Origin of the sequence: uncultured Shimia sp., from assembly GCF_947498095.1 — a bacterium.
In the GTDB taxonomy this organism is placed as follows: domain Bacteria; phylum Pseudomonadota; class Alphaproteobacteria; order Rhodobacterales; family Rhodobacteraceae; genus Shimia.
The window spans coordinates 315,563-339,291 of the sequence record NZ_CANMJE010000003.1; the positions used below are offsets into that span (position 1 = coordinate 315,563).

The window sequence follows — 23,729 nt, forward strand, 5'->3', positions numbered from 1 at the left end:
CATGTAATATGTCAAAACCTCGTTTGTCACCTGGCTTGATCCACGTTGTCGAACATCTTGCTAAGCGTCCGCAAAGTGGTTTTTCGGTCTTCCTCGGAAATGCCCTGCATCATCTTGTTATTCATGCCCAAAATGACGGGCCAGACCTTTTCGGACATCTGATGGCCTTTGTCGGTGAGGTAGACTTGGCGAATGCGACTGTCGTCTTCGTGGACTTTTCGAAAGATCAATCCATCGGTTTCCAGACGGTCAAGTGCGTGACTCATCGTGGGTTGCTCGGAAATTGTATGAGAGCAGAGATCGTTGACGGTCAGACCCGGAAAAACACGCAGTGCTGCGATGACCCGCGTCGCAATTGTATTCAGCTTCACGGACTTCAATTCAGTTCGGATTGCCTTCATGTAACGGTGGCTGATCCGGGTTAACAGATAGGATGGAAGGCCGCGCAGATCGTCTGGCTGTTGTTCGGGATCGGTGGGGGTCTTGGCTTCGGACATGTGGACTCCGCTTTGCAAAACCGACGGGCAGTGTCGGTGACGACCTTGGGCGTGGTGCGGTCAGATTAAGCGGTCAAAGTTGAAATTGCTACTACCGGCTGTGCCTTATGTGGCCATTTCATTGCGCTTGCATGCAATTTTGGGTTGTTGTTTGGACGGCTCAATGGGATGCTTGCGGCAAAGTAGGGCCGCAATGGTCGTTGATAGGAATTAAGTGCGATGTCTCGGGGAACAGAGCTGGATCATGGTCTTGCTGATGTTGGCGTTGAACCGTCTTTGGGCGAAATCGGGCTATCCAGTTTTATTCCATATCTTCTGAACCGGATATCCTCGAGTTGGAATATGGAGCTGCAGGACCCTTTGCGGCGGCAAAAGCTCAACACGGTTCGGATGCGGACACTCGCTGTTTTGACCATCAAGAACGGGCTGTCGATCAAGGAACTGATCCAGCTCACCGTGATTGAACAATCTACGTTAAGCCGGGCTTTGGATGCGTTGGAAAATCAGGGCATGATCGAGCGTATTGCGTCAGAGGATGATCGCCGTGTGCGCACGATCCACATCACCGAAGATGGTCGTGCCTCGTTCGCGCGGCTTTGGCCGGATATGCATAGGGAATATCAGGATATGCTGGCCGGGATTGATGAGGATGAACGGCTTGCGTTGATCCAGACCCTGCACAAGATCCTCAAAAATTTCGGCATTCGCGAACCCGGAAAGTGACGCGTTTGGCGTGGTTCCAGGGCGGCGCTCCAGCGAAGTGACTTGCAAAATTCAATTGATTAAAATGAAAAATCATATAAATTCTCTCAATGTGAGAGACACGACTTTGGTGTCTGTCAGAGAACGTTTCGGTCCAGAGAGGGGCTGGTAAGGGAGAGGTGTCATGTCCCGATTTAACGGAAAAACTGCTTTGGTAACCGGGGCAAGCGCCGGAATTGGCAAGGAAATTTCCCAACACCTGCTCGCTGAAGGCGCACGGGTCATTTCGGTATCTCGCCGGGAACTCGAGATAGAGTCAGACAAGGTAACGTCGTTATGCGTCGACCTTGCGGACCCCGAGGCGGTCAAGGCTTGCGCAGATCATCTTCGCGCTTCTGAGCAGGTCGATATTCTAGTGAACAATGCGGGCGTCGTGCGGAATACGATGCTGGGGAAGATCACGGATGATGAGTTTGACATGCTGAACAACTTACATGTCCGTGCGGCGATCACCCTGTCTCAGGCGGTTCTGCCGAATATGAAGGCGAAGGGATTTGGACGTATCGTCAATATGTCCTCTCGTGCCGTTGTCGGGCTTCAGCAGCGCACCGTCTACGCCGCGACCAAGGCGGCGATGATCGCGATGACGCGCACTTGGGCGTTGGAGCTGGGGCCGCTCGGAATTACGGTGAACGCCATCGCGCCGGGCCCGGTTGTGACCGATATGCTGACGACAGACATCCCCGAAGAAAGTGACAAGGCAAAATCACTTGCCGCATCGCTACCGACGCGCCGTTTGGGCAAGGCCGAAGACGTTGCGCGCGCAACGCTGTTTTTTGCTGATCCGGACAACGGCTGGGTCACGGGGCAGACGTTGTTCGTGTGCGGTGGTGCAAGCTTGGGATCGTTGACGTCGATCTAAGCCTGGCGTCACGCCATTTGGGTGGTTCCGAGCGGCCGAGCTCGTGCGCTTGCAAGATGCCCGTAGAATGCAAACGCAAATAGTCGCGGTGATGCGCGAAACACCACGGTTACAAGCCCGCCTGTCCTCCACGAGCACGCAAAAGCCAGCGATTTCAGGGAATTTTTTGTGGTTTTTCCCATTCTGCGTTGCGGAATGTTGGTGAGACAGTTAGGACAACGCCATCTTTTGTGATGTCCGTATCGCGCCTTGGTTTTCTGACTGAAAACTTCCCTGGAGGAGGGGGGGCGCCGGGCCTCGTAACCAACCCGGAGCGCTCGCCCAGGTTCCGACAGAACGGAGACGACCCCGTTGCTTGATCAAATGCATGTCCGCAACGTGCTGTCCCAGCATTACGACCTTAGCCCAGACGTCAAACTCGCCGAGTCGATGAAGGACATTTACGACCGGATGGACCGGGTCGTGACGCCGCCGGACTGGGTGTCTTTCGCGCCCTATGTCAAAGCCATCAATGCGCTGAAAAAAGAACGCAACGCGGTGATCCTGGGCCACAACTACATGACGCCCGAGATTTTCCACGGGGTTTCGGATTTTGTGGGTGACAGCTTGCAACTGGCGATGAAGGCCACTGATGTCGATGCGGATGTCATCGTGCAATGTGGTGTGCATTTCATGGCCGAAACCTCGAAAATTCTCAGCCCAGAAAAGACGGTTTTGATGCCGGACATGGCGGCGGGATGCAGCCTTGCGGAAAGCATCACGGCGGACGGTGTCGAAGAGATGCGGGCCAAGTATCCCGGCGCGCCGGTTGTGTCCTATGTGAACACCACCGCAGAAGTCAAAGCCGCTTCGGATATCTGCTGTACGTCGTCCAATGCGCTGCAGATCGTCAACGCGATGGAGAGCGACACGGTCATCATGACGCCCGATCAGTATCTGGCGCAGAACATTGCCAACGAAAGCCACAAGACCGTGGTTTACTGGCCCGGCTCTTGCATCGTGCACGAGCAATACACGGCCAAGGATCTACGCGATTTTCGTGAATGGAACCCCCGTACGCGGCTGATTGCGCACCCCGAGTGCCCGCCGGATGTTGTGGCCGAGGCGGATTTCTCAGGCTCTACCAGTGGCATCCTGAAGTACGTGACCGAAGAAAAGCCGGAAAAGGCGATGCTGATCACCGAATGTTCGATGGCCTCGAATATTGCTGATGAGCTGCCCGAGGTCGAGTTTGTCGGTCCCTGCAACATGTGCCCCTACATGAAGAAAATCACGCTGGAAAAGGTGCTCTACGTTCTGCACACGATGGACAATCAGGTCGAAGTGGATGCTGCGGTCGCCGAAAAAGCGCGGCTGTCTGTCCAGCGCATGATTGATCTGTCCCGCGAACTGGGTATCTGACAGGGCCATGCAAGAGATCATCACAGACCGCATCGTTATCGTCGGCGCGGGGCTTGGCGCATTATATGCTGCGCTTAAGCTGGCGCCGCGGCCTGTGGTCCTGATCTCGCCGGAAACACTGGGGCAGGGGGCAAGTTCTGCCTGGGCGCAGGGTGGCGTGGCCGCCGCAATTGGTGAGGGCGACACGCCCCAAAACCACGCGGATGACACGCTTAAGGCCGGTGCCGGGACGGTGTCAGCCGAGGTGGCTGACCTCGTCACCCGTGAGGCACGTGACTATATCCTTGATCTGACCCGCATGGGCACGCCCTTTGATCGCACCGAAGACGGCAACTATGTCCTGTCACGCGAGGCGGCCCACAGTTTCGCGCGCGTTGTTCGGGTCAAGGGAGATCAGGCCGGTGCCGAGATTATGGCGGCGTTGATCGAACAGGTGCGAAACGCGCCCTCGGTTCAAGTGCTCGAAGGCACAATGGCTGTTTCGCTTGAGACACAGGACAACGTGGTCACTGGTGTTGCCATTCAAGCTGCAGATGCTGCGCGCTCAAATGCCGTCATGCTGCGAGGGGCAGCCTATCTTCTGGCCGGTGGTGGTTCAGGGGGATTATACGCGCTGACGACAAACCCTGCACGTATCCGCGGGCAAGTTATTGGCATGGCAGCGCGCGCTGGCGCCGAGATTTCAGACGCCGAATTTGTTCAGTTCCACCCCACTGCGATGGATGTTGGGGAAGACCCGGCGCCCTTGGCGACCGAAGCTCTGCGCGGAGAAGGCGCAACTTTGATCAACCGCCTTGGTGAGCGGTTTATGATGGCGTTGCACTCGGACGCGGAACTGGCCCCGCGCGATGTGGTCGCGCGCGAGATTTTTGCCCAAACGCAGGCGGGCAACCGGCCTATGCTGGATACCCGAGACGCCTTGGGCGCGCGCATCAAAACGCAATTTCCAGCTGTGGCAGAGGCCTGCGCACGCAACGGAATTGATCCGGCAGTTGACCCAATCCCGGTTGCAGCCGCAGCCCACTATCACATGGGCGGCATTGCCACGAGCACCGAAGGTCGCGCCAGTCTGGGCAATCTCTGGGTCTGTGGCGAAGCGTCATCCACCGGGTTGCATGGTGCCAACCGGCTTGCCTCAAACGGGTTGCTGGAGGCGCTGGTTTTTGCCCGCATATGTGCCGAAGGGATTGAGGCCGCTGTGCCCAACGCAGCCAATGATTGCGATCCGGTGACAATCACCTTTGGAAGCGGTGGCCATGCACCCGACCCGCAGGCAGTACAAAGCTTGCGCGAGACGATGACATCTTTGGTGGGTGTTGTCAGAACCGGCGAGGGGCTGCGCGCGGCCTTGAAACAGATTGCTGCGCTGGAAAAGGATTATGGGGAGAGCCCGTCGTTCCTGAACATGTGCGCAACGGCCACGTTGATTGCAGCGGCGGCGCTGCTGCGCGAAGAAAGTCGTGGCGCGCATGAGCGTTCAGACTTTCCTGACCCAGCCCCGGGGCCGGCCAAGCGATCGCATATGTATCTGCGTGACGCGCTCGCAGTGCGTGACCAGAACGGCAAGGAGACATCATGACCTACGCAACTGTTCCCGACCTTGTGCTTGAGCCGATTGTTCGCAATGCGTTGATGGAAGACCTCGGCAGCTATGGCGATGTGACCACCCGCGCGGTGATTCCGGCAGAAACCCAGTACCATGCTCGCATTAATGTGCGCGAGGACGCGGTTGTCTCAGGCATGCAGGTTGCGGCCTTGGCGTTTCGTCTGGTTGATCCAGCTCTTGAGATCACGACCCTGATTGGCGATGGGAGTTTTTGTGCCAAAGGCGACACGCTGATGGAGATCAAAGGATCGGCGGCATCGATCCTGTCGGGCGAGCGTGTTGCGTTGAATTTCGCCGGACGGCTAACGGGGATTGCGACCAAAACGGCCGGGTTTGTTGAGGCGGCCAAGGGCCACAAGGTACGCGTCACCTGCACACGGAAAACCACGCCGGGATTGCGGATTGTTGAGAAGCTGGCTGTGCTCCACGGCGGCGGTTTCAATCATCGCTATTCCTTGTCCGACGCCATCCTCATCAAGGACAACCACATCGCGGCGGCGGGGGGCGTAAGTGCCGTTCTGGAGGCGACCAAAGCACATGCCTCACACATGATGGCGGTTGAGATTGAAGTGGACCGGCTGGATCAACTGGCCGAAGTGCTTGAGGTTGGTGGTGCCAGCGTAGTGTTGTTGGACAACATGGACAACGACAGGCTGCGCGAAGCTGTCCGCATGGTGGATGGGCGAATGCTGACCGAGGCAAGCGGTAATGTCACGCTTGAACGTATCTCGTCGATTGCTGCAACCGGAGTTGATTACATCTCGTCGGGCGCGCTGACACACTCGGCCCGCACGGTTGATTTGGGACTGGATTTCTAAGAAATCGGTCAGACGTTTGCGGACCGTAGGCCAAGGATTTTCCGAGCGTCTTGCCATGTGGCAACCGGGCGCTCGTACTTCTCACACAGGTCTACGGCACGCTGCACTAGCGCGGCATTTGACGGCGCGAGCGTGTTGCGATCCAGCCGAACATTGTCTTCCAATCCGGTGCGGGTATGACCACCTGCGGCAATGGACCATTCATTGATCTCAATCTGGTGTCGGCCAATGCCGGCAGCGCACCATTCGGCCTCGGGCGCCAGTCGCTCCATCGTCTTGATGTAATAGTCAAAGACATCCCGATCCACGGGCATCGCGTTTTTTACGCCCATGACAAATTGCACGTACAAGGCACCGGGAATGCGGCCATCGCGGTTCATTGCCACTGCTTGATGGATGTGGCTGAGATCAAAGGCTTCGATCTCGGGTTTTACTTCGTATGTGCGCATTTCGCTGGCCAACCAATCCACAAGGTCGGGCGGGTTCTCATATACGCGCGTGGGAAAGTTGTTGGACCCCACTGAAAGCGAGGCCATATCCGGACGCAGTGGCAGCATGCCACCCCGAGCGGACCCGGCCCCGGACCGACCCCCGGTGGACAATTGCGTGATCATGCCCGGACAGTGGCGTTCAATCCCCTCTTTCAACAGGGCGAACTTGTCTGGGTCCGAGCTGGGGGTGCCGTCGTCATTGCGGACGTGGCAATGTGCGATGCTGGCGCCCGCTTCAAAGGATTCGTGCACACTTTCGATTTGTTCCGGCACGGTGATTGGCACTGCAGAGTTGTCATCCTTGGTGGCGACGGAACCAGTGATCGCAACACAGATAATACAGGGTTTGGTCATCATCGCCTCATTGCGCGTAGCTGAATATGGATTGGGCAGACCACGACAGCCTGCCCAGTTCCACCTAACATGCCCTATAGCGGGGCCAATGTGCCAGCACTGTCTTTGGGTTCTTCCACTGCATCAACAGGATCGAACTGACTGACCCATTTGCGCACCGAGGCCACGTCGAAGTAAATCGACAAGAGAGCGGGCAGTACAATGATCACGAGGATCATGGATGCGGTCAGACCAGCCGCAACAGCGACGACCAGAGGAACCATGATCTGAACCTGTGGGCTTGTGTCCAAAATCAGAGGCACCAGACCGACAACGGTTGTTCCCGTCGACAGCAGAATTGGCCGGAATCGGGCGCGCACGGCGTCCAGTGTCGCAGCCACATGGTCGTCTCCTTCCAAATGTGTCTGAAAGAACGTCAGGAACAGGATGGCGTTGTTCACGACGATCCCAGCAAGAGAGGCAAAACCGATCAAGGAGGGCATCGCCATGTCAATGCCCAGTGCCCAATGCCCAAGGATCGTTCCGATCAGGGCAAAGGGGATAGACAGCATGACGACCAGCGGCAGGGTATAGCTGCGAAACTGGAAGGCCAGCACCATGAACACGCCGCCAAGTCCGATCAACATCATCGTCATCATTGAAGACTGTGACTCGGCCTGATCTTCGGTTGCGCCGCCAATGCTGATCACAACACCGGGATACTTGGCTTGCAGTTCAGGGCCCAATTCATTCGTAACAACGCCTGAAAGGAGTGAGGACGTGGTGGCGCTTCGATCGATCTGACCAAGGATACGCGCAACCGCCAATCCGTTCTTTCTGGTAATGGCCGGATAGCTCTGGGTCAGTCTGATATCAGCAATGGATGACAGAACCGTCTGTTCGCCATTGCCAACAGACACCGGGAAGCTTTCTAGCAGGGTCAGGTTGGACACCGTGTCATCCAGTTGGACCTGTACGGCGACACTGGAGACACCCGTGCGGAAACTGTCGGTCTCGGATCCGGCAAAGGCACTACGAAGTTGATCCGCAAGGAATTGAGGCGTCAGACCGACGGAATAGCCATACTCATTCAGGGTCAGCTGGACCTCTTGCCGCCCACCATAAAAGTCGGTGAAGGCTTCAGTCACATCCGGTCGGGAAATGAGCGCGGCCAGCAGGTCGGCCGTGGCGTCTTCGACTTGCTCAAGATCACGCCCAGACACCTCAACATCCAGATCGGACCCGCCGGGGCCAACCTCGGCCTGCACAAAGCTGGCTTGGATCAGGTCCGGGATCGGTCCGGTTTCGTCGCGCCACATTGCCAACATGTCGTCAGCTGCAACGTTGCGCTGCGCGCTTTTCAACAGATCGACCGTAATCGTCGCAGTGTTTGAGCCGTTGTCTTTGACATCTGCGTTGGTGCCATATTGAACCAGAACCCGTTGAACCAGGGGCTGCTGACCTTCGGTGTTCTCTGAAAGTCGGGCGTCGACACGGTTCAGCGCTGCAACCAATTGGTCAACCGTGGTGACAGTGCGTTCGCGCGGAATTCCTGTGGTCAGCGAAACGCGGGCAACAACTGTGTCGCCTTCGACGGCAGGGAAACCGATCATTTTGACATAACCCGCAGGGATCAACCCAACCGTCATCACGAACAGGCCCACAACCGCGCCGATGGTGAAATAGCGCCAGCGCACAGCGGCGGCAGTAATCGGGATAACGAACTTGTCGCGGAAGCGTTCCAAAAGGCGTGCAGCGAGCCGTTCTTTGGGCGGTTCATCAGGATTAACGTGAACATGGCTCAGGTGGTTGGGCAGGATCAGGAACCCTTCGACGAGGGACAGGGCCAGTGTCAGCAACAAAACCATTGGAATGAATTGCAGGATCTGGCCCGTGTCACCGGACAGGAACATTAGGGGTGTAAAAACGCAGGCGGTGGTGAGAAAGGATGACGCAACGCCGGGAAACACTTCTTTGGTCCCACGTATCGCGGCCTCGCGGGGCGAAACCTTGAGACGCCAGCGTGCTATATTCTCGGCAATGACAATCGAGTCATCCATGATCAGGCCAACAGCCATCAATAGGGCGACAAGCGTAATCATGTTGATCGACAGCCCAAAGACTTGCATCAGGAACAACCCGCCGAGGAAGGAAACCGGCAAGGCAGCGGAAATCCAAAGCGCGTCTCGGAGATTAAAGAACATCCACATCACGGCAAACACCAGGATCAGACCAAGACCGGTGTTTTCCAGAATGAGCGACAGGCGTTCTGCCACGAGATCGGTCACATTGAAGGTGATCGTGATATCAAAAGGTTCGGGATAGGCGGCTCGTTCCTCGGCCAGCATCACTTCGACCTTGTCAAAGGTGCGCAAGGCGTCAGCTTCTTTGGATTTGTTGACATAGATAATCGCGGCTTGCCGACCATCTATGAAGGATTGCAGATTTTCATCCGCATCCACGATCCGAACTTCGGCCAGATCACCGAGGCGCACCATTCCACCGCCTGAGTTATGCAGGATGATGAGGTCCTGCAGTTCAGTGATAGAGCGCCGGGCGTCAGAGTAGCGTAAAACGAAATGGCCAGAGTCTGTTGAGACTTCGCCCAAAGGCTGACGCAGAGACCGCGCGTTGATCGCTGCGACGATATCGCTGCTGCTCAGATTGTATCGGCGCAGGGCCTGTTCTGTAAAAGTCACCCGCAACTCACGGTCGGTGATCCCTGTCACGGTAGCTTCGGTGACACCATCAATAGACTGAAGCTTGTCCGCCAGTGTGTCGGCGTACTCTTTCAGCCCTCGTTTTCCTTCGATTCCCGAAATAGCGATCATCGCGATCAAATCGGTGCGACCCACAAGGTTGACCGCAGGCGTTTCTGCGTCTGTTGGAAAGTCGTTGATGCCCGATACGGCGGAAAAAATATCGTTGTAGAACTCGATGGTGTCGCCACCTTCTTCAAGTTCCGCCGTTGCTGTTGCAAGGCCGTCAGTGGACAGGCAGTTCAGGTCATCCAGCCCGGATGTGCCGCTGATGGCGTCCTCTAAGGGTTCGCAAATCTCCTCGTCGACGTCCTGTGCAGACGCACCGGTGTAAACAACTGAAACCTGAACAGTAGACGGGGCAATTTCAGGAAAGGTTTCACGCTTGATGTTGAGCGCGAAAGTAACGCCCAACATGCAAATCAAAACCATGAACAGATTGGCAGCTACGGGGTGCCGAACAAACCAGCCAATCATGTTACTGACCCTCGCTTTGCACCAAGGTCAATGCCATGCCCAAAACGGGTGGATGTGGATCAGACAGCACCAGCGTTTCACCGCCGTTCAGGCCGTCTTCGACCAGAAGGTCGCCGCCAACGACCGTGCCAATACGAATGGCTTGTTTCACAAGTCGGTTGTCGGAGTTGGAGAGATACACAAAGGCGTCTCCCTCCTCGTCATAATGCACAGCATGCCGAGGAACGGTGATGAGGTTTTCGACTTCGGGCGTCGAGAAGGCCACTTCGACAAACGACCCCACATTGAGAGGGGGGCGATTGATCGGCCGTACGCCAGCAAGAGGTTCATCCACACGTACCACAATCCCGAGGCTGCCGGTGTCGACGTCCATAGTGCCGCGCATCCGCACAATTTTTGCCGACCAGCGCGCATTCAGCCCAGCCAGCGCCTGACTGACTTCAACCGTCAGGCCAATATTGTCAAAAATCTCAACGGCTTTTGTTGTGTCCATCACGACTTCACTGCCCCCGAGGTTTGCAAATGCAACACCCATCATAGGACCGAACGAAGAGGGTTGAACTTCGGCGGTGATCTCGACGGCCGAGATATCATCCAGAACCATCAATTTGTCGCCTGTGCGAACGAACTGGCCCTGATCGATGTTTTGTTCGGTAATCCGTGCCCGAAATGGCGCATGAAGTGTCACTTTAGAGATGGCTCGCTCTGCTTCGGCCAGTTCCGCCTCGCGGACAGAGAGCGTTGATTGCAGTGATTGACGCTTGGATGGATAGAGCGCCAGAGTGTTGTTCAGGTTGGTGACCGAGGAGGTTTGCAGCAAAAGCGTTTTGCGGGCGGTGTCCAGAGCCGCCATCGTGGACGTCCCTTTTTTGACCAACGAGTCTACGCGGTCAAATTCATCCTGCGCCACTTGTAGAATGCGCTCTTCCACCTCAAGTGAATGGCGGGTGTTTTCTTCCTGACGATCCAACTCGGTGATCTGGGCCTTGACCGAGGCGATGTTGGCCAAAGCCTTTTCCCGCGACAACTCGTAATCCGTGCGGTCGATTTCCACCAGCAGGGCGCCTTTTTCGACAATCGACCCGATGGCCAGCCCTTCAGGAACTTTCACTGCCCGCCCTTCAACTTCGGCCACGGCAGACCAATCGCGCACAGCCTCGACCCGGCCATATCCAATTGCGACGGCGCTGACAGGATGCGGCTCAATTGCCATCGCACGCACGGCCAAGCGGCCTTCTGGGGGGGCGGAAGGGGCAGGGGCCTTGCTCTGGTTCATCCAGAACGTGACGGCCGCGGCGATGGCAAGCGGGGGAATAATCAGCAGGGGGCGCAGGTTCATGGGCAACATCCGTATCCTAGTAAAAAGGGCCACCGAACTGGGACCCACACAAAACTTGAGCGGCATGATTGCACAGGGCGTCGCATCGAAAAAGCCCCAGTGTAAAAACAGCATGCGGCCAATTCAATACTGACTGACCCGCCCGGTTTGTCTATTCGGTACTTAACGTATGTGCCTCGCAACTCCGTCGCTGCAGATCAAAGGTTTTTGCGCTGAGCTAGCAGACTTGAGCGCGTTGATCTGGCAAGCTCATAGAGATCAGCTTTGGCTGCTGAGACTGCGCCGCCTGAAAGTCCGCCTTCGCGCGCCAACCTTTCCAAGTCCCAAGCGTCAGGGACTGCGCAACGGCCCCGCCCAGAGTCGTTCCTGGTCCGAGAACGATGAACAGATCGGGCATGAATTCGCGTGCTGCGCTGCGGATTGCGGTGGAAAAATCATAAGGTTCAACAACTTGGTGATTCAGGGTGTAATCCCAGAGTGCCGCAGGATCGCTCGCGTGCGGCCACCAAATCGCGCCGCGTCCATCGACAAGCGGAAGATCTGGCTGCTGGAACAGGTCTTTTGACAGGGCCTTTTGCCCCAAGGCTGCGACGGGCTTTTGCAACGCAGTATGAAAGCCTGCGTGGTTTTGCAGGCGCATGGGAAAACGGTCCTGAACGCGCGGCATTGCGGATTCAAACGCTTCCAACCCAGCGGCGTTGCCCGCAAGCACCAACATTCCGCCAAGATCAATAGACAGGCTCAGGGTGTGATCCTCCATCGCATCTATGCGGTCCATGATGTTCAGGATTTTTTGCTTGCGGTCAGGGATTGGTTGCCAGTTTTCATCAACAAAAGGATAGATCAACTGCCCCCCGATCAAGTGGTCTTGCATCAGTGTTCCCATGGTGTTTACAACCTGCAGCCCACCCATTGCTTCCAGCGCCCCGGCACACGCCAATGCGATGTACCAGCCCATTGAGTTGCCAGTTACGGCAACCACGTCGATGCGGTCGCGATCCAGAGAATGAAAATCCGAATAGGCACAGGCGTAGATCAAGGGCGAGGCGTTGTCCCCCCGCGTATGTGTCGGCCCGCTGAACCGCGCGGCCCTATCAAGGTCCGAGACAGTCTTTTGGCCTCGCGCCTCGCGGAATGCGTCGAATGAGCCGAGCAATGCGTTTTGCGATGCATGGTGGCGTTTCAAATAGCCAAGCTCAGGTTTGTTATAGGTGCCGCGTCCCGGCGCGACGACAACGGCCTTGAGGGTCATGAGGAGCTCCAGAGCGTTTGGGCTGCATCAACAATCGAGTCGCGTGATGGCATCGTGGCGGCATAGGCCGGGCCGGTGGCGATGAAACTGTCTTCGGCGGCCAGTCGCGCAAATGGCAGCGAGCAGTTTTCGGCCAGCATGGCCATCAGGGCCTCGGATTGACTGCCTGTGGTGCGACACTCGTCTACAACAAGCACTTTTTCAGCCCCATCAATGGCTTGCAGAATGCCCTCTTTTGGCAAGGGGGCCAGCCAACGCATGTCAATGATACGGGTTTCGATGCCTTGTTCGGACAGGATGCGCGCGGCTTGCTGGCTAAGGTAATGGCCATTGCCGTAGGTCACGATGGCTAGCGGGCCGTCCCCTGTAACGCCAACTTCACCCAGTGATATGATCTGATCTGGCGAAGGATACCGGCGCAACCAGCCGCCATCTTTCTCTTCGTGCAGGTCACGCATCGGATAGAGCGCGATGGGTTCAACAAACACCACGACGCGCTGTTCCTCGCGGGCCAGTCTGACGCATTCTCGCAGCATTTTTGCGCCGTCTTCTCCGTTCGAAGGGCAGGCGATGATGACGCCGGGAATGTCGCGCAATACGGCCAAGGAATTGTCATTGTGGAAATGGCCACCAAAACCCTTTTGATACCCAAGTCCGGCGATCCGCAGGACCATCGGGTTGGTGAACTGACCATTGGAAAAGAAGCTGAGCGTTGCAGCCTCGCCCCGGATCTGGTCTTCGGCATTGTGTAGATAGGCAAGGAACTGGATTTCCGGCATCGGCAAAAAGCCGTTGTGGGCCATCCCCATGGCCAACCCAAGGATGGATTGTTCGTCCAGCAAGGTGTCGATCATGCGATCCGCGCCAAACCGGTCGATCAGCTTTTGCGTCACACCATAGACACCGCCTTTGCGCCCGACGTCCTCGCCCATCATCACCAATTCGCCATGCTCGAGCATAAGATCGGTGAGCGCCCAGTTCAGCAGGCGCGACATGTGCTGTGGTGTCTCCAGTTGCTTGACGTCCGAGCCAAAGGCTGCGTCGCGTTCGGCAGCGGACGGGCCATTGCTTGGCGCACAAGCCCGCTTGGGTGGGATGAGGCTGGCCATAACATCGCCTGCCGATTTCAGTCGGGGTCGGGTGACAACTTCTGCTGCAACACGTTCGCAGCGTGCCTCGGCCTCGTCATAAATCCTTAATGCCTCTTTGGAACTCAGGATGCCCGCATCGATCAAGAGACGCGCTGAATGCATCAAAGGATCATCGGCTTCCCAGTCTTCAAAGACCTTCTTTGGAAGGTAAGCTTGCTGAAGGTCAGAGCCGGCATGCCCATAGAGCCGTACCAAAGTCAGGTGGAGGAACGCCGGTTTGCGGCAGGTTCTTACGTAAGCCGCCGCCTTTCGCGCAGCGCGATACGTGTCAAAGATATCCAACCCGTTGGCGTGGAAATACTTCAGACCGGGACGCTTGGAATAGTTAGCCCCAACCCATCCCCTTGGCGTGCGGGTCGAGATGCCAATGCCGTTGTCCTCGCACACGAACAGCATCGGCATCGGGACCGATTGGTAAGAGGTCCAGCACGCGCTGTTGATCGCGCCCTGAGCAGTTGAATGGTTGGACGACGCATCCCCGAACGAACACATGACAATGCTGTCATCAGCCAGAACCTTGTGTTCCGGGCTATGTCGCTTGGCGAGGCCGATGGAATAGGCTGCGCCGACAGCTTTCGGAAGGTGACTGGCAATTGTCGATGTCTGCGGCGGGATGTTCAACGCTTTGGAGCCCAGCACCTTGTGGCGCCCGCCCGACATCGGATCTTCGCGCGAGGTGGCAAAGCTGAGCAGCATATCCCAAGTCGGCGTTACACCGGGAACTTGTGCTGAGCGCATGGTCTGAAACGCCCCATCGCGATAGTGCAGAAAGGCCATGTCATCGGGGCGCAGTGCTGCAGCGACTGCGGCCATGCCTTCGTGACCGGATGAGCCGATGGTGTAATAGCCCTGACCAGCGGCCTGCATCTTGCGCGACCTGCGGTCAAGATTGCGGCTGAGGCATTGCGCCCTGAAAATGGTGACGGCCTCGGTCGCGTCAAGCGGCCCAGTGGCTACACCACCCTGAGGCAAGTCGTTGGTGTTCAGCCTCTGGCGAAACGCTTGGTCGACAACATCTGCACGATCCATGTCAGACCCTTTCCTTAGTCAGTCAGTTCCAAGATGGCGCGCTGCATTCGCGTGAGGCCTTCTTTGAGATCAGCCGTCCCATAAGCATAACTCATTCGGAAATGCCCCGGCAGACCAAATGCGCGGCCTGGAACTAGGGCCACAAGCGCGTCTTCCAGCAAGTACTGACAGAAGTCTGCGTCGCTTTCCAAAGTTGCACCACCTGGGGTGCGTTTTCCCATGAGGCCGGTGCAGCTGGGAAAAACATAAAATGCGCCGGAGGGCGTTTCGCACTCTAATCCCGGCATGTCGTTCAGGGAGGCCACAACCACGTCCCGCCGCGCCCGAAAATCATCACAGCGCGTCTGCAGCAGATCTTGTGGACCAGTCAATGCCGCCAAGGCGGCGGCTTGGCTGACTGAACTTGCGCCAGAAGTTGATTGCCCTTGCACGGCAACCATTGCACGGATCAACGGTTCAGGACCAATGCCCCAGCCCAAGCGCCAACCGGTCATGGCATAGGCCTTGCTCACGCCATTCACGATCAGGGTGCGGTCCGCAAGGTCCGGTGCCGCGCTGCGGAAAGACACGAAAGGGGCATAGCTGATGTGCTGGTAAATTTCGTCCGCGATGATCCAGACATGCGGATGTCTTCGCAGAACTTCCGCCAATGCTTCCAGATGATGCCGTTCATACATCGCACCCGATGGGTTGCCCGGTGAGTTCAGCATCAGCCAGCGTGTTTTGCCGGTGATCGCGTCTTCAAGTTGTTCAGGAGTAAGCCGGAATTGTGTGTCGCTCCCGCAGGGAACGTCGACCCGTGTTGCCTCGCAGAAATCCAGCATGTCCGAATAGCTGGCCCAAAACGGTGCGGGTACGATGACCTCGTCGCCGGGATCAAGCGTGGCCAGAAAGGCGTTGGACAGAACCTGCTTGGCGCCGGTGCTGACAATGATGTTTGCCGGGTCAACGTCAAAGCCTGCCTGACCCGCAATTGCAGCGCGAAGTGCTGGTGTGCCTTGAGTTGGTGGATAGGTGGTCTCGCCATGTCGAGCCGCATCCAGCGCGGCATCAATCACATGCGAGGGCGTTGGAAAGTCAGGCTCTCCGGTGCCAAAGGTCAGAACATCCTTGCCTGCCCGCTTGAGTGCTCCGGCAGCTTCAGAGATTTTGACAATTTCAGACAGGGATAGCGTCGCAGCGCGTTCAGAGCGGCGGAAAGTCTCAGGCGTAGGCATAATATTACACTTTGATATGTTTGGATGTGGCATTGATCTTCTTTTTACGCTTGTTTTTGTTGCGATACATCGACATTTTGACATTCAAACATTTCAGAATGGAATGATATGCACGTCCCGCGTCGATTTCTGCCCCCTTTGCCCTGGCTCTCCGCCTTTGAATCCGTTGCGCGGCTGGAATCCGTGACAGAAGCAGCTGTTGAGTTGGATTTGACCCAAGGCGCGGTCAGTCGGCAAATCCAAAAGCTCGAAGATCAGTTGGATGTGGCGTTGTTTCATCGAGAAAAACGGCGCCTGACGGTCACCCCGGCAGGTCGGGCCTATGCGGTCGAGGTGCAAAAGGCCCTGTCCGGGGTCGCCAATGCCACGCTGGCGCTCAAGGCCAATCCCGAAGGAGGCTTGTTAGAGCTGGCGATCCTGCCGGCGTTTGGGGCGCACTGGCTTGCCCCCCGGTTGCCCACTTTCCTCGCCGAGTATCCCGGTGTGACATTGAACCTAGCAACACGCACGGCGCCTTTTGAATTTGCCATCGATCAGTTTCATGCTGCGATCCATTTTGGTCAGGATGACTGGCCCGGCACGCAGTCTCTTAAGTTGATGGATGAAGAGGTTGTGCCGGTTGCGGCGCCTTCGATCTGTGGCGGCGTGCTGACGATGGGCCAATTGAAAACGCTGCCTCTATTACAGCTTCAGACACGCTCTTGGGCCTGGCAGCAATGGTTTGAGCGTCAGGGGCAGAATTATCGGCCCTCCAAGGGGATTGCCTTTGACCAGTTTGCAACCATGCTGCAGGCGACAGTGTTTGGTGCCGGGGCCGCGTTGATGCCGCGATATCTGGTCGAAGCGGATTTGGCCAAGGGCACATTGGTTAGTGACCCAAACGCAAGCCGGACATCACTGGGGGCCTACTACCTTGTCTGGCCCGATGCACTAAACGACCATCCCCCCATTGTGGCCTTGCGGACATGGGCCGCTGATCAGGTTTCAAAGGCCTCTGCCTAGGCGCCGTTTGTACGTCGATCTGAGGCCGCCTCCTTCACCACCTCGGCAATCTGCGCCAATCGTGCTTTTAGCGGGCTGGATTTTCGCCAGATCATGCCAACGCTGCGATTGGGTTGCGGGTCGGAAAAATGGTCAATCGCCACAGTTGCAGACCGTGTTTCAATCGGAACAGACATATCCGGTATGAGGGTCACACCGATCCCGGCGCTGACCATCTGCACCAAGGTTGAAAGCGAGCTGCCGTCCAGGCTTTCGCGGGGCAGCGCAGACTTAATATTGCAGAACGACAGGGCCTGATCGCGAAAGCAATGCCCCTCTTCCAGTAGCAACAACCGCATTTCTCGCAGTTTTTCGGCGCTGGGCACCGACTTGCCCTTTTCAGACGCTGGACGGACGAGAACGAAACTCTCTTCGAACAGCTCAACTTCTTCAAAGGCAGGCTCAGACACCGGCAGGGCCAGGATCGCTGTGTCCAGCCGACCATCGGCCAACTCCTGCATCAGTTTTGAGGTTTGTGTTTCACGCACGTGAATCTCAAGTTCGGGATAGGCGCGGGTCAAATGGCCGATAACACGTGGCAAAAGATAAGGCGCGATCGTGGGAATCACACCCAATCTCAGGCGACCGGTAAACCCGGTTCTCGCCGCGCGCGCCATGTCGCCAAGGTCATCGACGCTGCGAAGGATCGTGGCGGTGCGTTCGGCAAACTCCTCACCAAAGCTGGTTAAGCGGACATGCCGCGCCGAGCGTTCAAACAGTTTGAGCCCCAGAGCTTGCTCCAATTCCTTGATTTGTACGGAGAGCGCAGGCTGTGAAATGGCGCAGGCTTCGGCCGCACGTCCGAAATGAGCGTGCAGAGACAAGGCTTCGAAATAGCGCAATTGGCGAAGTGTGAGATTTACCATTAGAATAAGTTATCAATGCAATGAGAAAATGCAACTTCTGTTAATGGCTGTTGCGCACTACCTTTGACCTAGCGATGTCGAAACAGGGGGGAGCGTCCTGGCCGAATGGGTCAGCGGGGTTTCTCCTAAGGCGCGCTCTTTGGACCTGTTACAAACCTGAACACACGGAGAGCAAGATGGACGGAAATGATGTTGGCAAATGCCCAGTGATGCATGGGGCCGCGCGCGTGAATGTGCGCTCGAACCGCGATTGGTGGCCCAATCAGTTGAACCTGCGCATTCTTCACCAGAACTCGGCAAAGTCGGACCCGATGGGGGTGGATTTCGACTATGCGGAAGAGTTCAAGAAACTTGATCTTGAGGCGTTGAAAAAGGACCTGACCGCGCTGATGACCGACAGTCAGGATTGGTGGCCAGCGGACTATGGTCATTATGGCGGATTGTTCATCCGCATGGCGTGGCACAGTGCTGGCACTTACCGGACCGCAGATGGTCGCGGTGGTGGCGGTACGGGCCAGCAACGGTTTGCGCCGCTCAACAGCTGGCCGGACAACGGCAACCTCGACAAAGCCCGGCGTCTGCTGTGGCCGATCAAGAAAAAGTACGGAAACCAGATTTCCTGGGCTGACCTGATGATCCTTGCTGGCAACGTTGCGATTGAGTCGATGGGTGGCACCACCTTTGGGTTTGCCGGTGGACGCGCAGACGTGTGGGAGCCGGAAGAGGACGTCTATTGGGGCGCCGAAAATGAATGGCTGGCCCCGACTGACAACGAAAACAGCCGCTACACTGGCGATCGCGAGATGGACAACCCATTGGCCGCGGTTCAGATGGGTCTGATCTATGTGAACCCCGAAGGCCCGGACGGGCAGCCTGATGTTCTTGCCTCAGGACGGGATATTCGCGACACATTCGGCCGCATGTCGATGAACGACGAAGAGACCGTGGCGCTGGTTGCCGGGGGACACACGTTCGGTAAAGCCCATGGCGCGGGTGATCCCGGTCTGGTTGGACCCGAACCCGAAGCCGCGCCGATCGAGGCGATGGGCTTTGGCTGGATCAACGGGCATGGCACCGGCAAGGGTGATGATACCACGACCAGTGGCATCGAGGGTGCATGGACCGCTAATCCGACACAGTGGGATAACGGCTATTTTGATCTGTTGTTCGGTTACGACTGGAACCTGACCAAATCGCCTTCGGGTGCCTGGATTTGGGAACCGGCCAATGTGAAAGAAGAAGACATGGCGCCGCAGGCCCATGATCCGTCCAAGAAGGTGCCGACGATGATGACCACCGCCGATATGGCGATGCGTCTTGATCCGATCTATGGCCCGATCTCGAAGCGGTTCCATGAGAACCCGGCGGAGTTCGCGGACGCCTTTGCGCGTGCATGGTTCAAGCTGACCCATCGCGACATGGGACCGCGTTCGTTGTATCTGGGCGACGAAGTGCCGGCGGAAGAGCTGATCTGGCAGGACAATGTGCCCGCGGTGGATCATGACCTTGTGGATGATGCGGATGTTGCCGCGCTGAAAAGCAAGATCGCGGCATCCGGCCTTTCGGTGTCCGAAATGGTCTCGACGGCCTGGGCTTCGGCCTCGACTTTCCGTGGATCGGACAGGCGTGGTGGCGCCAATGGCGCACGTATCCGTCTTGCACCGCAAAAGGATTGGGACGTGAACCAGCCTGAGCAGTTGGCGCGTGTTCTCGGTGTGCTGGAAGGTATTCAGGCAGATTTTGGCAAGAAGGTTTCGATGGCTGACCTGATCGTTCTGGCTGGCGGTGTCGGCGTCGAGCAGGCGGCGGCGAATGCCGGGCTTGATATCTCGGTGCCTTTCGCGCCGGGTCGGACCGACGCCAGTCAGGAGCAGACAGATGTTGAAAGCTTTGGGTATCTCGAGCCGGAAGCCGATGGGTTCCGCAACTACCAAAAGGCACGCTACACGTCCTCGCCAGAAGAAATGCTGGTGGATAAGGCTCAACTTTTGACCCTGACCGCACCGGAAATGACGGTGCTGGTTGGCGGATTGCGGATGTTGGGTGCAAACCATGATGGATCATCCCATGGCGTGCTGACTGACAAGGCGGACACGTTGTCGACCGATTTCTTCGTCAACCTGACGGATATGTCCGTTGATTGGGCGCCGACATCAGAAGATGCGACGACCTATGAGGGGCGCGATCGCAGCTCGGGCGATGTGAAGTGGACGGCCACGCGGGTTGATCTCGTGTTCGGGTCCAACTCGCAACTGCGCGCCTTGGCCGAGGTTTATGCACAGGACGATGCAGGTGGGAAACTTGTTTCTGACTTTGTCGCCGCCTGGACCAAGGTGATGAACGCGGATCGCTTTGATCCGGCCTAACTGATCAGCACAAGACCAAAGCAAAGGCCCGGTGAAAACCGGGCCTTTTTTGTTGTGAGTGGTGGATGGTCAGTGGTCAGGAAACTTCAACCCCTTCGGGTTTCTTGCCCAGAATAATCATGCCCAAAAGGTCGTCATCGGTGACGTCTTTAACGTCAACCGTCCCGACCAACTCGCCATTTTTCATGACGCTGGCCCGGTCGCATAATTCCAGCACATCATGAATGTCGTGGCTGATCAGAAAAATGCCGATGCCTTCGGATTTCAACTGCTGGATCAGCTCCGACACCATCTGTGTTTCATGTGGGCCCAGGGCTGCTGTGGGTTCGTCCATGATCAGGATCTTGGCGTCGAAATAGACCGCCCGCGCAATCGCGACCGACTGACGTTGGCCGCCAGACAAGGCAGACACCGGTTCTGCGAACTTTTGAAAGTTCGGGTTTAGTCGCCCCATGATCTTGCGGCATTCGGCCTCCATCGCGTCATCATCGACAGTGCCAAACGAAGTCACCAATTCACGCCCGAGAAACAGGTTGGAGGCCGCATCAAGGTTATCGGCCAGCGCAAGTGTCTGATAGATCGTCTCGATATTGTATTTGCGAGCGTCGCGCGGGTTGTGAATTTCAGCCCTTTCACCGTTGACATAGATCTCTCCACCATCCGCAGCATAGGCGCCGGAGAGGATCTTGATCAGGGTCGATTTGCCAGCGCCATTGTGACCCAAGAGACCGACAACCTCACCGGGATATAGATCGACTGAAACATGGTCCACGGCCTTGATGCCGCCAAAAGAGATTTGCATGTCGCGCATCTCGACGAGAGGGGTTTGCGTGTTCATAACGTATCCTCCTTATGCGCCGGTGCGACGGCGATAGACAATGTCGACCCAGACGGCAAAAACCAGAACGATCCCGACAACGATGTTTTGCAAAGGTGCGTCGACACCGACCGAGGCCATGCCAGATTGCAGCGATTGCATGATCAACGCACCAATGACAGCGCCGTAAATCGTGCCAGCCCCACCGGAGAGGGCCGTTCCGCCAATAACCGCAGCCGCGATAACGCGCAGTTCGTCCAGTGTCCCAAGCCCCACATCAACTGCGTTCAAACGTGCCGAGGCGATGATTGATGCGATGCCTGTGAGCGCGCCCATCAGGGCAAAGACTTTGACCGTGAGCAGGCGGGTATTGATGCCAGACAGTTCGGCGGCTTCCGGGTTGCCGCCGGTTGCATAGACATAACGGCCAAAACGGGTGCGGCGCGCAATGATTGTCATGACGATCGCGACCACCAAGAGGATCAGAACCGGAATGGCGACGCCGTGGTTCCAGACCATTCCGTCTGTGTATTCAATGCCTTGCGCCTTGGTCATGCGCTTCATGGCGCCTTTGGGAATCGGATAGCTGTTCATGATCCAGACAAAACACATGATCAGACCTGCTGCGATGGCCATGAGAATACCCTCGGCCCAGGCTGGCTTGACGGTGAACCCGTGGCTTGCCTTGCGACGCCGGCTGAGCAGCATCATGGCGACGGCTGCAACCGAGGCAAAGAGACCAAAAGCCCAGCTCACAGTTTCACCCAATGTCCCTTCGGCGCCCCCACCCAAGAGGCGGAACGTGGGATCCAGTGGCGCTTGGGTCTGGCCTTGGGTGACCCACCACATTGCACCGCGATACACAAGGAAACCCCCGAGGGTCACGATAAACGCCGGGACGGTCAAATACCCGATGATCCAGCCCTGAAACGCGCCTATTGTTGCCCCCATTGCGATTGCAAAGAGGGCGGCAATGATCCAGATCGACCAGTGACCAAGGCCAAGAAAATCTGGCAGCACCTGCACCTGGAGGGCCGCGGTTGCCATTCCGATAAAGCCCAACAACGAGCCTACGGAAAGATCAATGTTGCGGGTCACAATGACAAAGACCATGCCGGTGGCCATGACGGCCACAGAAGCGCTTTGAACACTGACGTTGAAGAAGTTGCGGGGCGACAGGAATCGTCCGTCGGTGAAGACACCGAAAACGACCCAAATCACGACAAGGGCGCCGATCATCCCAAGCAGGCGGACGTCCAGCCCCAGCTTGTCGATCAAGGATTTCGCTTGAGTTTGCATATGCAGTACCTCGTCTGTGGCGGAATTCGGATGAGCGCAGTCGCTGCGCGCCAAATCTCGCGACAGTATAAGTCGATTGCCAAGTTGTAGAAGGGGTGTGTGGGGGATGCCCCTCTGATCGCTCAGAGGGGCAAGCCAAAGCTTATTGGCAAACAGCCAAAGTCGAACCAGCGCAAAGCACGTCTTTTTCGATCCAGCCCGCGTCGATGACGACGCTCAGGTTGTCCGCTGTTACTGGCACTGGTGCCAGGAAACGTGCGTGCATCTTGGTTCCGCCGGGCGACTGCCAGATAAGCGAGCTGTCGATTTCCGACAGGTTCTTGCCTTGTGCCATCTCAGCAGCGATTTGACCGGCCACTTTGCCCAGTTCACGTGCGTCTTTCCAAACCGAAACCGTCTGCGTTCCGGTGGCAACGCGGTTCAGCGCGGCGTGATCGCCATCCTGACCTGAGACAGCAATTCCTTCCATGCCTTGTGCGGTCAGCGCGGCTACGACACCGCCTGCAGTGCCATCATTGGAGGCCACGACAGCGTCGACTTTGTTGTCGTTGGCCGTCAGGATTTGCTCCATGTTGCGCTGTGCATTAGCAGGAACCCAGCCATCGGTATAGGCTTCGCCAACGATGGTGATATCGCCCGCATCGATGGCAGCCTGCAGCACTTCTTGCTGGCCGCCGCGCAGGAAATCAGCGTTCGGGTCAGTGGGTGATCCTTTGATCATCACATAGTTGCCCTTGGGCTGTGCTGCCAGAACGGCGCGCGCTTGCATACGTCCAACTTCGACATTGTCGAATGTCAGGTAAAAGGCACGTTCGTCTTCGATCAGACGGTCATAGGCGACGACACCGATGCCTTCGTCTGCTGCCGCTTGAACCGCTGGTCCAACGGCCGAGGCATCTTGTGCGAGAATGATAAGCGCATCCGCACCTTGTGCGATCAGGCTTTCAATGTCGGACAACTGTTTGCCCGATGAGCTCTGCGCGTCTGCCGAGATGTATTTCACACCAGCAGCATCCAGTGCAGCTTTGATCGCGGCTTCGTCAGTTTTCCAACGCTCTTCCTGAAAGTTGGACCAGCTCACGCCAACGATCATGTCTTCTGCGATGGCGGCTGTGCCGATGACAGCACCGGCGATCAGCGCCGCTGCTTTGGTAACTAGTTTCATGGTGTCCTCCCAAATTCGTTGCCTGGAATCATTGTCTTTGAGATCCGGGCTGACTCCATGTTAGCCAATTAAATTTGTAAATCAAATTAAATCGGCTAAGCTGAATTGGCGAGCGGCTGTTCAGGCCAGTCTTTTGCTTGTAAAACCGAAGGTATTGAATTGGCTTTGACGCCTGGCATGA

Annotated in this window: 18 protein-coding genes; 7 read left to right on the forward strand and 11 right to left on the reverse strand. The window is 56.9% G+C overall.

Annotated features, from left to right (window positions below; genetic code table 11):
• Window positions 1-26: 26 nt before the first annotated feature.
• Window positions 27-497, reverse strand: a complete 471-nt coding sequence (locus Q0932_RS07765; protein WP_299351095.1) for a MarR family winged helix-turn-helix transcriptional regulator — start codon at window positions 495-497, stop codon at window positions 27-29.
• A gap of 219 nt (window positions 498-716) precedes the next feature.
• On the opposite strand from Q0932_RS07765, the gene Q0932_RS07770 reads away from it, so the two are divergent.
• From Q0932_RS07770 to nadC, 5 genes are all read left to right on the forward strand, one after another.
• Window positions 717-1,220 (forward strand): MarR family transcriptional regulator, encoded by a 504-nt coding sequence (locus Q0932_RS07770; protein WP_299351096.1) that lies wholly within the window; start codon window positions 717-719, stop codon window positions 1,218-1,220.
• Window positions 1,221-1,383: 163 nt separating this feature from the next.
• Window positions 1,384-2,121 carry an SDR family oxidoreductase gene (locus Q0932_RS07775; protein WP_299351098.1) on the forward strand — a complete coding sequence of 246 codons (738 nt, stop codon included), beginning with the start codon at window positions 1,384-1,386 and terminating at the stop codon, window positions 2,119-2,121.
• Window positions 2,122-2,484: 363 nt separating this feature from the next.
• Window positions 2,485-3,522 (forward strand): quinolinate synthase NadA, encoded by a 1,038-nt coding sequence (nadA, locus tag Q0932_RS07780; RefSeq protein WP_299351455.1) that lies wholly within the window; start codon window positions 2,485-2,487, stop codon window positions 3,520-3,522.
• A 7-nt stretch (window positions 3,523-3,529) separates the two neighbouring features.
• A complete protein-coding gene (locus tag Q0932_RS07785; protein ID WP_299351100.1) occupies window positions 3,530-5,101 on the forward strand; it encodes an L-aspartate oxidase in 1,572 nt (523 codons plus the stop codon).
• Window positions 5,098-5,946 (forward strand): carboxylating nicotinate-nucleotide diphosphorylase, encoded by an 849-nt coding sequence (nadC, locus tag Q0932_RS07790; RefSeq protein WP_299351102.1) that lies wholly within the window; start codon window positions 5,098-5,100, stop codon window positions 5,944-5,946. The genes Q0932_RS07785 and nadC overlap by 4 nt, the downstream gene beginning before the upstream one ends.
• Window positions 5,947-5,954: 8 nt before the next feature.
• Here the strand turns inward: nadC and Q0932_RS07795 are convergent, their stop codons facing one another.
• The 6 genes from Q0932_RS07795 to Q0932_RS07820 all read right to left on the reverse strand — a co-directional run bounded on the left by Q0932_RS07795 (window position 5,955) and on the right by Q0932_RS07820 (window position 15,994).
• Window positions 5,955-6,791 carry a 3-keto-5-aminohexanoate cleavage protein gene (locus tag Q0932_RS07795; protein WP_299351104.1) on the reverse strand — a complete coding sequence of 279 codons (837 nt, stop codon included), beginning with the start codon at window positions 6,789-6,791 and terminating at the stop codon, window positions 5,955-5,957.
• Window positions 6,792-6,865: 74 nt separating this feature from the next.
• Window positions 6,866-10,006, reverse strand: a complete 3,141-nt coding sequence (locus Q0932_RS07800) for an efflux RND transporter permease subunit (RefSeq protein ID WP_299351106.1) — start codon at window positions 10,004-10,006, stop codon at window positions 6,866-6,868.
• 1 nt (window position 10,007) lies between these two features.
• Window positions 10,008-11,345 (reverse strand): biotin/lipoyl-binding protein, encoded by a 1,338-nt coding sequence (locus Q0932_RS07805; RefSeq protein WP_299351108.1) that lies wholly within the window; start codon window positions 11,343-11,345, stop codon window positions 10,008-10,010.
• Between the two features lie 217 nt (window positions 11,346-11,562).
• Window positions 11,563-12,597, reverse strand: coding sequence for an ACP S-malonyltransferase (locus Q0932_RS07810; protein WP_299351110.1), 1,035 nt, complete (start codon window positions 12,595-12,597; stop codon window positions 11,563-11,565).
• Complete coding sequence (locus Q0932_RS07815; RefSeq protein ID WP_299351112.1) at window positions 12,594-14,777, reverse strand: thiamine pyrophosphate-dependent enzyme; 2,184 nt, start codon at window positions 14,775-14,777, stop codon at window positions 12,594-12,596. The genes Q0932_RS07810 and Q0932_RS07815 overlap by 4 nt, the downstream gene beginning before the upstream one ends.
• A gap of 14 nt (window positions 14,778-14,791) precedes the next feature.
• Window positions 14,792-15,994 carry a pyridoxal phosphate-dependent aminotransferase gene (locus tag Q0932_RS07820; RefSeq protein WP_299351114.1) on the reverse strand — a complete coding sequence of 401 codons (1,203 nt, stop codon included), beginning with the start codon at window positions 15,992-15,994 and terminating at the stop codon, window positions 14,792-14,794.
• 108 nt (window positions 15,995-16,102) lie between these two features.
• Here Q0932_RS07820 and Q0932_RS07825 point away from each other — a divergent pair, with 108 nt between their 5' ends.
• On the forward strand, window positions 16,103-16,996 hold the full coding sequence (locus Q0932_RS07825) for a LysR substrate-binding domain-containing protein (RefSeq protein ID WP_299351116.1): 894 nt from the start codon (window positions 16,103-16,105) through the stop codon (window positions 16,994-16,996).
• On the opposite strand, the gene Q0932_RS07830 is transcribed toward Q0932_RS07825, so the two are convergent.
• A complete protein-coding gene (locus Q0932_RS07830; RefSeq protein WP_299351117.1) occupies window positions 16,993-17,901 on the reverse strand; it encodes a LysR substrate-binding domain-containing protein in 909 nt (302 codons plus the stop codon). The genes Q0932_RS07825 and Q0932_RS07830 overlap by 4 nt on opposite strands.
• A 176-nt stretch (window positions 17,902-18,077) precedes the next feature.
• Here Q0932_RS07830 and katG point away from each other — a divergent pair, with 176 nt between their 5' ends.
• Entirely contained in the window at window positions 18,078-20,267 is a 2,190-nt protein-coding gene (katG, locus tag Q0932_RS07835) for a catalase/peroxidase HPI (RefSeq protein WP_299351118.1), read from the forward strand.
• Window positions 20,268-20,343: 76 nt separating this feature from the next.
• Here katG and Q0932_RS07840 read toward each other — a convergent pair whose 3' ends face one another.
• The 3 genes from Q0932_RS07840 to xylF all read right to left on the reverse strand — a co-directional run bounded on the left by Q0932_RS07840 (window position 20,344) and on the right by xylF (window position 23,548).
• Window positions 20,344-21,105: an ATP-binding cassette domain-containing protein gene (locus Q0932_RS07840; RefSeq protein WP_299351119.1), complete on the reverse strand. Its 762-nt coding sequence runs from the start codon at window positions 21,103-21,105 to the stop codon at window positions 20,344-20,346.
• Window positions 21,106-21,117: 12 nt separating this feature from the next.
• A complete protein-coding gene (locus Q0932_RS07845; protein WP_299351120.1) occupies window positions 21,118-22,383 on the reverse strand; it encodes a sugar ABC transporter permease in 1,266 nt (421 codons plus the stop codon).
• Between the two features lie 142 nt (window positions 22,384-22,525).
• Complete coding sequence (gene xylF, locus Q0932_RS07850) at window positions 22,526-23,548, reverse strand: D-xylose ABC transporter substrate-binding protein (protein ID WP_299351121.1); 1,023 nt, start codon at window positions 23,546-23,548, stop codon at window positions 22,526-22,528.
• Window positions 23,549-23,729 lie beyond the last annotated feature (181 nt).